The sequence below is a fragment of the Rhodopirellula sp. P2 genome, assembly GCF_028768465.1.
Classification (GTDB): Bacteria; Planctomycetota; Planctomycetia; order Pirellulales; family Pirellulaceae; genus Rhodopirellula.
On the sequence record NZ_CP118225.1, the window covers coordinates 2,188,174 to 2,202,371 of the forward strand.

At 55.9% G+C, this 14,198-nt stretch carries 10 protein-coding genes and 1 pseudogene; 7 read left to right on the forward strand and 4 right to left on the reverse strand.

Translation table 11 applies throughout. The features are described 5' to 3' along the window. Positions 1-22 precede the first annotated feature (22 nt). The 3 genes from cysN to PSR62_RS07700 are packed head-to-tail and all read left to right on the forward strand — an operon-like array spanning position 23 to position 4,958. Positions 23-1,966: a sulfate adenylyltransferase subunit CysN gene (gene cysN, locus PSR62_RS07690; RefSeq protein ID WP_274407208.1), complete on the forward strand. Its 1,944-nt coding sequence runs from the start codon at positions 23-25 to the stop codon at positions 1,964-1,966. Beyond that, positions 1,963-4,155: a M3 family metallopeptidase gene (locus PSR62_RS07695; protein WP_274407209.1), complete on the forward strand. Its 2,193-nt coding sequence runs from the start codon at positions 1,963-1,965 to the stop codon at positions 4,153-4,155. Before cysN ends, PSR62_RS07695 begins: the two co-directional genes overlap by 4 nt. Beyond that, a complete protein-coding gene (locus tag PSR62_RS07700; protein ID WP_274407210.1) occupies positions 4,152-4,958 on the forward strand; it encodes a glycoside hydrolase family 16 protein in 807 nt (268 codons plus the stop codon). Before PSR62_RS07695 ends, PSR62_RS07700 begins: the two co-directional genes overlap by 4 nt. A 1,384-nt stretch (positions 4,959-6,342) precedes the next feature. Here PSR62_RS07700 and PSR62_RS07705 read toward each other — a convergent pair. Both PSR62_RS07705 and PSR62_RS07710 read right to left on the reverse strand, forming a co-directional pair. After that, entirely contained in the window at positions 6,343-6,567 is a 225-nt protein-coding gene (locus tag PSR62_RS07705; RefSeq protein WP_338020147.1) for a tyrosine-type recombinase/integrase, read from the reverse strand. Further along, positions 6,503-7,405, reverse strand: a complete 903-nt coding sequence (locus PSR62_RS07710; RefSeq protein ID WP_274407211.1) for a phage integrase N-terminal SAM-like domain-containing protein — start codon at positions 7,403-7,405, stop codon at positions 6,503-6,505. Before PSR62_RS07710 ends, PSR62_RS07705 begins: the two co-directional genes overlap by 65 nt. A 177-nt stretch (positions 7,406-7,582) precedes the next feature. On the opposite strand from PSR62_RS07710, the gene PSR62_RS25665 reads away from it, so the two are divergent. From PSR62_RS25665 to PSR62_RS07720, 3 genes are all read left to right on the forward strand, one after another. Further along, positions 7,583-8,032 (forward strand): DUF4279 domain-containing protein, encoded by a 450-nt coding sequence (locus PSR62_RS25665; RefSeq protein ID WP_443217374.1) that lies wholly within the window; start codon positions 7,583-7,585, stop codon positions 8,030-8,032. Between the two features lie 94 nt (positions 8,033-8,126). Continuing rightward, positions 8,127-8,786, forward strand: a complete 660-nt coding sequence (locus PSR62_RS07715) for a hypothetical protein (protein ID WP_274407212.1) — start codon at positions 8,127-8,129, stop codon at positions 8,784-8,786. Between the two features lie 980 nt (positions 8,787-9,766). Then, on the forward strand, positions 9,767-12,079 hold the full coding sequence (locus PSR62_RS07720) for a trypsin-like peptidase domain-containing protein (protein WP_274407213.1): 2,313 nt from the start codon (positions 9,767-9,769) through the stop codon (positions 12,077-12,079). Between the two features lie 751 nt (positions 12,080-12,830). Here PSR62_RS07720 and PSR62_RS07725 read toward each other — a convergent pair. Further along, positions 12,831-13,082: pseudogene (locus tag PSR62_RS07725) on the reverse strand (IS91 family transposase); the annotation flags it as partial. Between the two features lie 243 nt (positions 13,083-13,325). On the opposite strand from PSR62_RS07725, the gene PSR62_RS07730 reads away from it, so the two are divergent. Continuing rightward, on the forward strand, positions 13,326-13,532 hold the full coding sequence (locus PSR62_RS07730) for a hypothetical protein (protein ID WP_274408337.1): 207 nt from the start codon (positions 13,326-13,328) through the stop codon (positions 13,530-13,532). A gap of 312 nt (positions 13,533-13,844) precedes the next feature. Here PSR62_RS07730 and PSR62_RS07735 read toward each other — a convergent pair whose 3' ends face one another. Further along, positions 13,845-14,018, reverse strand: a complete 174-nt coding sequence (locus PSR62_RS07735; protein WP_274407215.1) for a hypothetical protein — start codon at positions 14,016-14,018, stop codon at positions 13,845-13,847. Positions 14,019-14,198: the final 180 nt, after the last annotated feature.

Here is a 14,198-nt window from a genome sequence, read left to right on the forward strand (position 1 = left end):
AACTGCTAAAAGCTGTCCTCCTATGTCCCATCAATCTGATCTGATCGCCTCCGACATCGATGCTTATCTGAAGCAACATGAGCAAAAGCAATTGTTGCGTTTCATCACCTGCGGCAGCGTGGACGATGGCAAGAGCACGTTGATCGGCCGCCTGCTCTACGATTCCAAGTTGGTCTACGAAGACGAATTGGCGAAGGTCCAAAGTGACTCGGTTCGTCAAGGCAGCGTGGCAGGTGGATTTGACCCCTCGTTGTTCATGGACGGTCTGAAAGAAGAACGCGAACAGGGCATCACGATCGATGTCGCCTATCGCTACTTCAGCACGGCCAAACGTAAATTCATCATCGCGGACACGCCCGGTCACGAACAATACACGCGGAACATGGCGACCGGTGCCAGCAGCGCGGACCTGGCGATCATCCTGATCGACGCGCGGCACGGGGTGTTGACCCAAACCCGCCGTCACTCGTTCATCGTTTCGTTGTTGGGCATCCGTCATGTGGTCGTGGCGGTCAACAAGATGGACATCGACGGAGTTAATTACAGCGAAGAGCGTTTCAACGAGATCTGTGAAGATTATCGCAATTTCGCAACCCGCTTGGACTTGCCTGATTTGCACTTCATTCCGATCAGTGCTCTCAACGGCGACAATTTGGTTGACCGCAGCGAGAACATGCCGTGGTACACCGGCAGCACGTTGATGAATTTCCTGGAAACCGTTTACATCGGTTCGGACCGCAACCTGCAAGATTTCCGATTGCCAGTTCAATACGTCAATCGTCCCAACCTCAACTTCCGTGGGTTCTGTGGAACGATCGCGTCCGGGATCATTCGCACAGGCGAAGAGGTCACCGTCCTGCCCAGTCGTCAGAAGTCCAAGGTCAAAGAAATCGTCACCTACGACGGCAACTTGGATGAAGCCTACGCTCCGTTGGCGGTGACGCTGACATTGGAAGATGAAATCGATGCCAGTCGCGGTGACATGATCGTTCGCAGTGGCAACATGCCACGAAGCGGATCCGACGTCGAAGCGATGTTGGTTTGGATGAATGAAGAGGCGATGGTTCCTGGCAAGACGTACCTCGTCAAACACACCACTCAAACGGTCCCAGGGAATGTCGAAACGTTGGCTTACAAAGTCGATGTGAACGACCTGCATCGCTTGCCAGCACCGACTCTGGAACTGAACGAAATCGGACGTGTTCGATTGTCTTTGTCGGCACCGATTCACTACGACCCATACCGTCGCAACCGAACCACGGGAGCGATCATCCTGGTCGATCGGATCACGAATGCGACCGTTGCCGCGGGCATGATCTTGGATCGCGGGACCACCGGAAGTCACAAGTCCGTTTGGGACGACGAAGCTTCATCGGATGATTCCGGCGACACTCTCTCGGCCGTGACCGCGGAAGAGCGTTTGGCACGCTTCGGACAGAAACCAGCCACGGTGCTGCTGACGGGGCTGACCGGGAGCGGCAAGACGTCGATCGCGCAAGCCGTGGAACGTAAATTGTTTGACGCGGGCCGATCAGTTGCGGTGGTCGATGGCGAGTATGTTCGTCGCGGTTTGAGCCGTGACCTGGGCTTCAGCGCGGATGATCGCAGCGAGAACCTGCGTCGCAGCGGGCACTTGGCTCACACGCTGAACGATGCTGGGCTGATCTGCTTGGCATCCTTGGTGGCACCGTCCGATGATGTGCGTCAGAAAGTCAGCAAGTTGATTGGCGAAGATCAGTTCTTGGTCGTTCACGTCGCGACTCCATTGGAAGTTTGCCGGGAACGGGATACCAAGGGGCAGTACGCGAAAGCGGACGCTGGCGAGCTGTCCAACTTCCCTGGTGTGACCGCAAAATACGACGTTCCGAGCGATCCTGACTTGGCCGTTGATACCTCCACCACTTCCATCGCTGATTGTGCGGATGCGGTGGTGGAACTTCTGAAATCCAAAGGGTTCATCAAATGAGATGGTGTGTTGTTCCGGCAAGCTTCCTTGCCGCGATCGCGTTGGTCCAACCTTCCTATTCACAAGAAACTTCCGTGAACAGCTCGCAATCTCTTCTCTCCAGCTCACCGCTTCTGAAATCTTGGCCGGGACCTCATGGTGGGGTGCCGCCGTGGAACGAAGTCCGGGTTGATGAATTCAGTGCCGCCTTTGACGCCGCGATTGAGCAGGCTGAAAAGGAAATCGATCAGATTGCGAATCAGTCGGCGGCCCCAACGTTCGAGAACACGCTGCTCGCGATGGAAACCGCCGGCGAAGCCCTGCACCGAGTCGAGGTGTTGTTCGACGTGCACGCGGGGAACCTGAACCTGGGCCCGATCCCGGATTTGGAACGCAGTATCACACCCAAGTTGGCTGCTTACTCAGACTCAGTCACGCAGAATGTGGCCTTGTTTGCTCGCATCGAAGCGATTCATGACGATGTTTTCGAGAAGAAAACGGTCGCTCTGAACGATGATGCGAAGCGCTTGCTGGATGAAACATTCAAGAGCTTTGTTCGCCGTGGGGCTCGGTTGAGTCCAGAGGACAAAGCCAAGCTTTCGCAAATCAACACGCGACTGGCTCGTCTGTTCACGGACTTCAACCAAAACGTGTTGGAAGAAGAGAAGGGACATGTCACCTGGATCGACGAGGTGTCCCGGTTGTCGGGCGTGCCTCAGTCGACACGCGATGCGATGGCGGTTGCGGCGGAGGAAAAAGGTGGCAAAGCCAAGTGGGCCGTGACCAACACGCGTTCGTCGATGGACCCGTTTTTGACCAATGCCGATGACCGTGAGCTTCGCGAACAGGTCTGGCGGAACTACTACTTCCGTGGTGACAACAACGACGACCACGACAACAAAGGCATCATTCGCGAGATTCTGAATCTGCGTGCGGCAAGAGCCAAGTTGCTGGGGTACCCCTCGCACGCTCATTGGCGGATGGAATCCACGATGGCGGGCACGCCCGATCGTGCAATGGATCTGATGATGAAGGTTTGGCCTCACGCTGTGCAACGAGTCGCGAACGAAGTGGCGGACATGCAAGCGATTGCCGATGCCGAAATGGAAGCGGCAGGAAAGCCAAAGATCACGATTGAACCGTGGGATTATCGGTACTACGCCGAAAAGGTGCGGGCTGACAAATACGACTTGGACATGGCCGAGGTACGCCCTTATTTGCAACTCGATCGTTTGGTCGAAGCGATGATGTGGTGTGCCGAAGAACTGTTCGGCTTCCAGTTTCGACCTGTCGGCAACTTGCCGGTCTTCCATCCCGATGTCACCGTTTACGAAGTGGTGCAGAAGTCCGATGGAAGTCACGTAGGACTGTTCTACCTCGACCCCTTCGCTCGCGAAGGCAAACGCAGCGGCGCGTGGATGATGGACTATCGAGGTCAATCGGGATGGGAACTCGACCCGGAATCCGCGGATGTTCCTGTGCGGACGCCGATCGTGTCGAACAACAGCAACTTCGTTCCCGCCGCGGACGGCAAGCCCGTTTTGATTTCTTGGGACGATGCGACCACCTTGTTCCACGAATTTGGCCACGCCCTGCACGGACTTTCCAGTCGTGTGCACTATCCATCGCAGTCTGGCACCAACGTGGCTCGAGACTTTGTCGAGTTCCCGTCGCAGGTGCTGGAGCATTGGTTGTCGACGCCCGAAGTGTTGACGCGCTACGCGACGCACTACGAGACGGGCGAACCGATGCCGAAAGAACTGCTCGACAAGATCGAAGCTTCGTCCAAGTTCAACAGCGGGTTTGAAACCGTTGAGTATCTCGCTTGTGCGATCCTGGACATGAAGCTGCATCAGTTGCAGGCAGGGGACATCGACGTCAGCGAGTTTGAGAAATCGGCACTCGCAGAAATCGGCATGCCCGACGAATTGCCGATGCGTCACCGTCTGCCTCACTTCAGCCACCTGTTCAGCAGCGACGCTTACTCCGCGGGCTACTACAGCTACCTTTGGAGCGACGCGTTGACGGCGGATGCGGCGGAAATGTTCGTCGAGGCGGGGAGCTTCTTCGACGAAGCGACGGCGGCCAAGTTGTTCGATCACATTCTCAGCGTGGGCGACACACTCGATCCCGTCGAAACGTACCGCAAATTCCGCGGTCGTGATGTCGACACAGAAGCGTTGCTTCGTAAACGCGGTTTCGCAGAATGATCCGACTCGCGGTCGCTGTCGGAATGGCGATCACGATGTTTGGATGCAGTTTCCGCCACGCAAACGCTCAGTCGTTTGACCGATTGGTTTGGCAAGACGATTTCAGCGGGGACTCGTTGGACTATTCCAAGTGGGAGGTCGAGGTCAACGCGTTCGGCGGTGGCAACCACGAGCTTCAGATCTACACCGACCGCCCTGAGAACGTGCGAGTCGAGGATAGATGTCTGGTTCTGGAGGCTCGGCGTGACAACGCGGCCATCAGCGGAACGTCGCGAGAGTACTCGTCGGGGCGAGTTCGAACCAAGCACCGAGGGGATTGGAAGTACGGTCGCATCGAAGTGCGAGCGAAGTTGCCCCAAGGACAAGGCATCTGGCCGGCGATTTGGATGTTACCAACCAAGGACGAATACGGTGGTTGGGCGGCCAGCGGCGAGATTGACATCATGGAGATGCGAGGCCAGCAACCCAATGTCGTGTTGGGGACGCTGCATCACGGCGCACCCTGGCCGAACAACATTCACACGGGCGATGAATACACGCTGGAGCAAGGAACCTTCGCCGATGACTTTCACACGTTTGCCGTGAACTGGCGAGCCAACGAGATTGAGTGGTTGGTCGATGGAAAATCAGTGCAAAAGCAAACGAGATGGGAAAGCTCTGGCGGCAAGTACCCTGCCCCGTTTGATCAACCGTTTCATCTGTTGATGAACGTCGCCGTCGGAGGAGGATTTCTGGGCCCGCCGGATGCCACCACCGAATTTCCGGTGCAGATGTTGGTTGATTCGGTGAAGATCTACCAGTAGCGGACGAGAATCCTCTCGATGTTTTCCCACCCCGTAGCCGGATTCGCCAAGAATTCGGACCACCACCGCCCCTCCGTCCCAACCCACCGCGTCAGTTTTGAAATTGCGCTTTTGCGGTCGGTTTTGTTGGCCAACGGCCATCCTCATCGAAGCCAGGGGCATCGCCTGGGCTGATAAAGATGAAATCAACAAGGCGGTTTGGGCGGTTTCCGACGAATGGTATTGATACGGCGTTTGTCGCGATTGAAAAAGTGAAAGTGCAAATTGATAATTGTAAAATGCCGGAATGCGTGGATGAAATCGCATCAATTTGCATTTTTCAATTGTCAATTTAACTTTTTCAATGAGTTGCATTCGGTTCGCGCACTGACCACCCTGCCAAGAATTCGGACCACCACCGCTCCTCCATTCCCAACCCACCGCGTCAGTTTTGAAATTGCGCTTTTGCGGTCGGTTTTGTTGGCCAACGGCCATCCTCATCGAAGCCAGGGGCATCGCCTGGGCTGATAAAGATGAAATCAACAAGGCGGTTTCCGACGAATGGTATTGATACGGCGTTTGTCGCGATTGAAAAAGTGAAAGTGCAAATTGATAATTGTAAAATGCCGGAATGCGTGGATGAAATCGCATCAATTTGCATTTTTCAATTGTCAATTTAACTTTTTCAATGAGTTGCATTCGGTTCGCGCACTGACCACCCTGCCAAGAATTCGGACCACCACCGCTCCTCCATTCCCAACCCACCGCGTCAGTTTTGAAATTGCGCTTTTGCGGTCGGTTTTGTTGGCCAACGGCCATCCTCATCGAAGCCAGGGGCATCGCCTGGGCTGATAAAGATGAAATCAACAAGGCGGTTTCCGACGAATGGTATTGATACGGCGTTTGTCGCGATTGAAAAAGTGAAAGTGCAAATTGATAATTGTAAAATGCCGGAATGCGTGGATGAAATCGCATCAATTTGCATTTTTCAATTGTCAATTTAACTTTTTCAATGAGTTGCATTCGGTTCGCGCACTGACCACCCTGCCAAGAATTCGGACCACCACCGCTCCTCCATCCCAACCCGCCGCATTAACTCCCCCGCACTGCCCCCATCAACGCTGAAAGCGTTTCATCTCACCCGCCAGCCCTGAAACAGTTGCACCAGCCAGCCTGATCCCCGAAGATGACGGGGGAGTCCCAAGTAACCCCCAAGCATTGGAACCGGGAACCGGTCACCCAAGCGGACGAAGTCCATTCTCACGGCGCACCGATGGAACGCATCGCCAGTCCGGCGCATTGGCAACAAACGCACACGCGGGACCGCGTCATCTCGGCTGATGAGCATGATTCAAGCGATTCAGGCGGCAGAAACTCCACTCACTCGGCCCCGGTGACTCAGGAATCAGTCCCCGCCCGCGAGCCGATCGACCGGACTTTGCAACCGGCTGTCAAAGGCAACACTCACGTGCACATAGCTCATCGTCGTTTCAATGTCCTTGTGTCCCATCAGTTTTTGGACCGTGGGCAAGTCCGTGCCATCCTCCACCAAATGCGTTGCAAAACTATGGCGAAGCGAATGTGGCACCCCGTTCTTGGTGATTCCCGCAGCCTTCATCAAACCAGACATCTTTGATCCTCAGTCGACGACACTCTTTATGTCGAAGACCGGAGCCGTACATCAATTGAAACATGATCCGGTGCATGCCAGTCATCTGTTCCAGAAGCTTTTCAATTTCGTTGCGGCTAAACCAGACCGGCATCGTGTCAGGGCGTTTGACTCGCACCGCGTTGAGGAAACCAATCCGTTTGCCCAAGATGCACTCAAACAAAAACACCAAGGACGACTTCGCCTGCGTCTGCGTACTAGCCGCGACCTTTCCCTCGACCGCAAGTTTGGTCAAAAAAGACTCAATGTCTCGTTCATTGAACTGTTCCAGGTTGGTCGAGCCCACATGCCCCATGAATCGCTTCACCCACCGTACATACGCCTTCTCCGTGGCCATCGAATAATGCAGGACGCGAAGATCGCCCCGCATTGCCTGAATCAAATCAGGTTCCGTAGGATCCACTTTTCCACGGATCCTTTCCAACTCCTCTTCTGTTGGCGGCACGTGCAATTCAAGGTTGCGCTCTTGCTTGCCCAATTGGGCAAGTTTCGCAACGATGCTCGACAAATCTGGCTCCGATCGCTTCAAAACTAAGTCGCGATAGCACTCCAGTGATCGCACCGCTTGCCATCGCTGCCATGCCGGCGCCCCGGCCTCCAGCAAAGAACGCGAAAACCGCAGGACCGTCTCACGATTCACGGGCAGTTCATTCGTCAGCCCTTTGGGATGCGTGAGTGCGTACCGCCGAAGCCATTTCGGAAACCATGTTTGGTCACTTTCGCTGACGTCATCCGCCGAAGCCACGGCCACCTCAAAGTCTGCCAGTGTCATCAGAACGACTCCCAGGAATGGCGACATTGCCGCAACAATTTGCAGCAGTTAAGATTCCCAACCGGTAGCGAGTTGAGTGATATTGGTCAAACACCCCAACTCACTTACCCCGTATCATGCAATTTCCCGAATACGACCCTACTGAGTAGGGTTGAATCTATTGTTATTCGACTGAAATTGCCGTTTCTCACCTGGTGACACTGATTGCCGAAACGCATCTACACGCGCGCGTATGCGACGGCTCGCTTTTGGGCTGACGACCTTGATCCAATGGTGATCACGCAAGCACTGCTTCTACCACCCGACACTCAACATCGGCGAGGTGAACCGAGATTGATTCGCACCAAATCTGGCAAGGTCGAACAACGGACTTCTTGCGGAGCAGGAGCGTGGACAATGTCATCCGAACACTGGGTGGACTCACCACGTTTGCACATTCATCTCCTATGGCTTCTCGAACAACTAGGACCTCACGAGACTGCGATCTCCAAGATTCTTGCTGGCGGCGTGATGGCTGACTTCTTCTGCTATTCGTGCGGTTCGACATCAACACCGCCACCGATTCCTCAAGCTGTTCGTGATCGTTCCCATGCGTTAGGATTCAAGATCGAAATTGACCACTACGACACATCGGGCGACCCAAGCGGAGGGTAACCATCGCGTGAACCGGAGGACGCGAGCTAAGCGATTTGGCCGTTAGAAACTTTCCCGCGCGTTCCCGGTTACGCGTAACGTTACCCGACTAAACATGGACTGGAACGTACTCCAACAGGAACTGATAGACTCCGCTCAGCAATTGCTTGCTGATGAGGGATACCGCTACGTAAAATCTCGCAAGGCTTTTGTCTTCAAGTCCGGAGACTGCTCTCGTTTTATCCGGCTTCGCTTCGTTGCAACTCCAACGGGCAATCGATACCTCGAAGCTTGGTGCGAGGTTCAGACGAAAGAATCGTCGTCGGTGTTTCACCGAACCTCTGGCGTCGCAAAAAGACATCAAAATCAATACTCCGCCATCACGGGAAATTCTGCGTCTTCAATTTGCTTGACGGCTCAATCTGATCTTCACGATAGCTGCAAGACGCTAACCCAGTACATCGAAGGCTCGGCGATTCCCTTCCTAACGCAAGATTTCTCCAATTCACGTTTGTCGTCGCTGCTGAACGATGCCCCCGATCTCCCCTGTCGATACCACGCGAATCGCGAAACCCGTGCGCACTTCGGTGTAATCGTCGCTCAACTTGCTGGCTATCCGAAGCTTCATGAACTCGTGGACGTTTACACTGACCTTATTGCGGAAACCAATAATGGGTTCTACCTACCACGATTTGAACGTCTTCTCGTCGATTTGGACATGGGAAATCCGCGGGTAACCAATAAGGATTTGACTTCGCGTGGATGCGACGGTTGAGTCACTTTCTCTTTTCGGTTGCTTCGTTCGTCGCGGTTCAAAAAGCGTCGTCTAGCCGAAGCTCAAGTCCTCTGTTCAAGATGCCCGGTGATGAACGCCGAGCGGCCTGCCTGTTCTCCCCTTGGACTTTGCTTCTGATTCTTGCCCTCCGGTGAAGGCTTTGGTTCGTTCCAATTGCAACTCTTCGGTGGTTGGCCACTTGCTCGGACCCTGGTTGTGCTGGATCGGCCGTGAATGGCACTGATGGAGGTTCACTGCCCGCTGGTTTTGAGGCAAGAGATTGCCGTCGCGACATATCATCCCCCTTCGCCCTCCTGAAGACGTTCGAATTCGTTTGGTCGTTTCACTTCCCTGGTTCGTGCGTTAAGCAGTTCGGCAGGAGTCTTTCAGCATTTTGAATGCTTTGGGTAGCGTCGTTGCTCCCACGTACAACCGGGGCGAACGCCCAAACGGCTCACATGGTTTTGCTCGATCATTCCTGCTGACGTGCTTAACGCCTGACCAGCGGATAGATCGCAATTCGTTCCCCGACTGGTGGTGGGTGCCTGTGGAATTCTGATGCAAACTGAAGCTGGCGTTGGTGACGCCTTCCCGCTAGTAGTGACGCAAACTCGATCGAGGTGTTCGCCACCGCCGCCGGGGATGTTTCCACACCGCTGGTCACGCTTGCAGCCATGCTCAGCTAGGCCTTGATGCCGACCAAACCCGAAGTATTCGGGCCGCTGCAGGACGAGTCGTCTCGCTGATCGTCCTGTCGCGGAACCGAGTCGAAACCTTTGATGATGTTAACCTTCTGGACCATCCGATCTCGACACCAAACCTAGCCGGCACACCGAATGAACCGATTTGAGAACCGAAGTGTTGTGTTGGTCTATACGATCAAACAAAGTGTTGAAACCCATTCCCGAACTCGGATTAGCCGCCTCCTACTCATCGTCGCCGGCGTGTGTGCAAGCATCGGTGTCCGGGCTGATGATCCGGTGTCCGACGCCGCGGTCCAAGAGACCGAGCGGACTGCGACCGAGATGCAATCGTCGATGGCAGGGTTGCCTGAACTGTATCGGTCGACCAGTCGGTCGATCGTGCGGATGGAAGCGGACGGCGACAACGACTGCACCGGGGTCATTGTCTCGGCGGACGGGCATATCCTGCTAGGCGATGTCCCAGGGCCAGTGTTCACCGATGCGACGGACGCCAAAGTCCATCTGAGCGACGGACGAACCGCAACCGCCAGACATGCCGGATGGTCGACCGAATGGGGACTGAGCGTAGCCAAGATCAACGAACCAGGGCCCTGGCCGGCGATACCGCTCGGCTCGACGGCCACGCTGAAGGCCGGGACTCCCTGTTTGCTGATCGGCTACCCAACCCGCGGTGACACCAGTTACGACTCGATGCCGATGCTCCGGCTCGGGCTGGTCGACCGAACCGTTCCGAAACGTTGGTTGACGACCACTGGTTTTCGGGGGGTGTGGGAATATCCGGCGATCGTCGGATTGGATGGCCGTCTGCTTGGAATCGACACTGACTCGATCGACTCGCAGAAATACGCGACCTCGGTAGATGTCCTGATTGAAAACCAAAAGGACCTGTTTGCGGGCAAGAACCTCGATTGGGTTCGTTACCCTCCGGTTGCCGGTTCCGTGTTCGAGCGCAGTGTCAAGCGTTCCAGTGAGCTTCCCCTCCAGAAGACGACCGACGTCCTGGGCGAACCTGGGGCGCCGAAGCCGATGGACTCATCGGAGTTGTCCGAGGTGCAACAGATCGCCAAACGGACGACCGTTCGGTTGGTGTCGAAGGATCGGTTGATTTCCGGCACCGAGGAGCCCCAACGCTGGAGCGGTGTCATTGTTTCGCCGGACGGCTACGTGCTGACGTGTGCCCATACCCAACAATTGCCGGGGGAACGGTTCACCGTCCGGCTTTCGGACGGTCGCGATGCCGACGCGGTTGCCCTGGGTACCAATCCAATCTCCGACATCGGCCTTGTGAAGATCACCACCCCGGGCCAGTGGCCATGGGCGCGGATATCTGAATCGTCGAACTGTTCCTTCGGCGATCCAATCGTTATCGCCGGCTATCCGGGTGGACAGTCGTTCAAGGACGAAACGGGCCGGTGGACCATTCGTTGGTTGATGGACCGAAGCCCCGTGATCGGTTCGACCACCGTGGAGGGACCATCGCACTTGTTATGGTCGGTTGATTTATGGACCGGTCCCGCCCCCTTTCTCAAGGGCGGGATGTCGGGCGGGGGCATCTTTAATCGCCAAGGACGATACGTCGGCACGACCTCGGGCCTCCGTTCAGAATTGGCCAAGCGGCAATGGGATGATCTGGAACCGATCGATTCGATTGATACCGCGTTCGGCTTGCAACACCCTTTGCGAAAGCGTTTCGACTTGCCGGGTCGCTCGGTCGCCGAATCGGTGGTGGAGGTGTTGGTTGATTCCCAGTCGGTCGGCGTTGGCACGGTCATCTCCCCGGACGGATGGATCCTCGCCAAGGCTAGCGTTCTGACGGGAACGGCGACATGCCGGCTGGACGATGGAAGCGTCGTTGAGGCACAGAAGCGGGCCGAACTGCCGGAGCATGACCTGGCCCTGCTGAAAGTCGATCGAGGCGGCATGGCCGCGGTCGAGCTTTCGGATGATCCGTCGCTTGGCGTTGCCGAGGTGCTCTGTGCGGTCTTGCCGGATCAAGAACTCAAGCCGGGCATCGTCTCGATTGACTCTCGTCCGATCCCGCCGGAACCACGCTGGACCGGCAATGTGGCTGAGGACACGGCCGACGGACCGAAAATCGCCCGCCCCACCCGCTTCGGATGGAAAAACACTGAGAATCTCAGTCTCACCCAGACCGAGCTTCGTTGGGACGACGTTATCATCTCGATCGATGGACACGCGACACCCGACGTCGCCTCCTTGATGGATGTTTTGACGACCGAACTGTCGGACTACCGAACCGGGGATCTAGTCACGGTCGAGCTAATTCGCGGTGGTTCCCGCCGAAGCGTCAGGACGTCGCTGCCGCCGGCGACGGTGGTCAGATCTTCCCGGATCGAAAAATACGACAGTCCGCGACGCTCCGGTTTTGTCGGGGCGTTTGACAGCGACATCGGACTGGCGATCCGGCAGGTCGGCGGTCCCGTGATCGACGACCGGGGTCACGTCCGTGGCATCGCGATCGCCAGTCGAGGCCGGAAAGAAACCCGACGTGGTCCGACAACCGTTTTGCCGTCTCCGATCGTTCGACAAGCGATCGAGCGTCTCATGGCAAGCGTGATTGACGACTAATTTGCCAGTTTGTGTGCAGTCAGTCACCCAGTTCGTTCGCCAAGCGGACAACCAAGAAGGATTTGACTTCGCGTGGATGCGACGGTTGAGTCACTTTCTCTTTTCGGTTGCTTCGTTCGTCGCGGTTCAAAACGCGTCGTCTAGCCGAAGCTCAAGTCCTCTGTTCAAGATGCCCGGTGATGAGCGTCGAACGGCCCGCCTGTTCTCCCTTGGACTTTGCTTCTGATTCCTGCCCTCCGGTGAAGGCGCTCGAATTCGTTCGGTCGTTTCACTTCCCTGGTTCATGTGTTAAGCAGTTCGGCAGGAGTCTTTCAGCATTTTGAATGTTTTGGGTAGCGTCGTTGCTCCCACGTACAACCGGGGCTAACGCTGGGCTGTCAAAAGGTTGGTATTGACACCTCTTTGGACTGCGCAGGTTTTGTTCCTCGACTTCGCCCCAACGGGGCAGCCCTATGCCAGCCCAGGGCAACGCCCTGGGTTGTGGCGGGACCAAGATTACAAAGCCCCAACGGGGGCGGTCCTAGCGGGTTTTGGGGAGTCTTTCTTAGGGCCGCCCCGTTGGGGCTGGTGTCGGAATCTCCGTAACGAAACCCCAGGCGATGCCTGGGGCTATCTTAGAGCTGCCCCGTTGGGGCGTAGGACAGAATAAAAATCAACGTCGCATTTTCCGTGTCAATACCAACCTTTTGACAGCCTAGGCTAACGCCCAAACGGCTCACATGGTTTTGCTCGATCATTCCTGCCGACCTGCCTACCCACTGTCGTAGTAAGTCAGCCCATGTTCAGGGCGGATGACTTGTGACGACAACGAGGTGTAGCTGACCTCGATCACTCGCATCGCCCCGCCGCACAGGCGACACTTGATCGGCACAGTCAGTGGTTCCGCTTGCGGGGCGTAGCCGCTGCCGAACCAGAACGTCCAACCAAGCATCAGCCACACCAACCACCTCACCTCCTCGACTTTCACTTGGCTGCCCGCGCTCATCCAGCCGTCATGACGGATGGATGAAGTTCAGTTGGTGGATGACAGGCAACGTTCAGTTGCCGTTGTTTTCACAACCCGACGCGTGAGTGAGGGACTCCCCTGATCCGGCGCATGGTCCCTCGCTCACGCGTCGGGTTGTGATTTTCGCCACGGCAGTGAAAAGTGAACCGGAAAGTGCCACCCACCAAACCTTGACTCACGTGTGGCGGGACGTAGGATCGATTGGCCTTGTCAGTCCGTTCCGAGAGGGAGAGCTTTGCTATGCGGCGGCCTCAGCGATGTGAACAGTTTGATGCGAGCGAAGTTGGGATCGACGCATCCATGTGGCGAGACTTGGTGTGGGACTGGCAGAAGTACTTCGGCAAGACGAGTTGCGTCGGTCGCCCAGAATCGCTGAAAGCCGACGCGGAACGCACCGGCCGTCACCACCATCGCGGTCAAGTCCAAGCGGCCGCCTGCTTCAACTAAGCATTCCCGAAGCAACCGCCGAATTCGCGTTTGTGCATGATCCGACAGGAAAGTTGAGACCAACTGTTCTTCCCTGCTGCGTTTGTACGGCAACACCACCAAGCCAATGTGCTCGACGTCGTCAGTCAGGTCTGCGGAACAAATCGAAAACCGGGGCAACCGCTTACGATCCATCGTCCACCCAACGAAGTGTCCGCCCCTGCCCACTCCACAAAGTGGCTGGCACCTTACGAGTCACGCCAGGAAACCGCCACTTTATCGATGGATGCTGTTCCTCATCGACGGCCCCGTCCGGGGCGGCTCGGGCGGAAGCTATTGCTGGTTCAACGCTTCTTCCATGGCGTCATTGTATTCGTCTTCTGTCATCCCATCCATTGAAGCATCTTCACTGACTGGAGGCGCTTCGGCAACGCTGCTCTCTTTTTCACAGCCAACTGGAACCGAGAACAAAAGCGCAAGAATGGCAGCAAATGTGAGCTTATTCATGAGAATTGAATTGCTTGGAGAGAGAGGGACACGATTCGACAAAACGGAACTTCAGCAGAAGATTGCTCGATCGTTTCATTCAAACTGATCTCAATCCGAACCCCACAGCAATACGCAAATTATCGACTAAGACGCGTATATTGCATTGTTGCAGAGCCGGTTTCTCACGGGGTACGGTGT

Coding starts and splice junctions, on each gene's coding strand:
- cysN (WP_274407208.1), top strand. CDS start 23: ATGTCCCATCAATCTGATCTGATCGCCTCCGACATCGATGCTTATCTG.
- PSR62_RS07695 (WP_274407209.1), top strand. CDS start 1,963: ATGAGATGGTGTGTTGTTCCGGCAAGCTTCCTTGCCGCGATCGCGTTG.
- PSR62_RS07700 (WP_274407210.1), top strand. CDS start 4,152: ATGATCCGACTCGCGGTCGCTGTCGGAATGGCGATCACGATGTTTGGA.
- PSR62_RS07705 (WP_338020147.1), bottom strand. CDS start 6,567: ATGTCTGGTTTGATGAAGGCTGCGGGAATCACCAAGAACGGGGTGCCA.
- PSR62_RS07710 (WP_274407211.1), bottom strand. CDS start 7,405: ATGTCGCCATTCCTGGGAGTCGTTCTGATGACACTGGCAGACTTTGAG.
- PSR62_RS07715 (WP_274407212.1), top strand. CDS start 8,127: ATGGACTGGAACGTACTCCAACAGGAACTGATAGACTCCGCTCAGCAA.
- PSR62_RS07730 (WP_274408337.1), top strand. CDS start 13,326: ATGCGGCGGCCTCAGCGATGTGAACAGTTTGATGCGAGCGAAGTTGGG.
- PSR62_RS07735 (WP_274407215.1), bottom strand. CDS start 14,018: ATGAATAAGCTCACATTTGCTGCCATTCTTGCGCTTTTGTTCTCGGTT.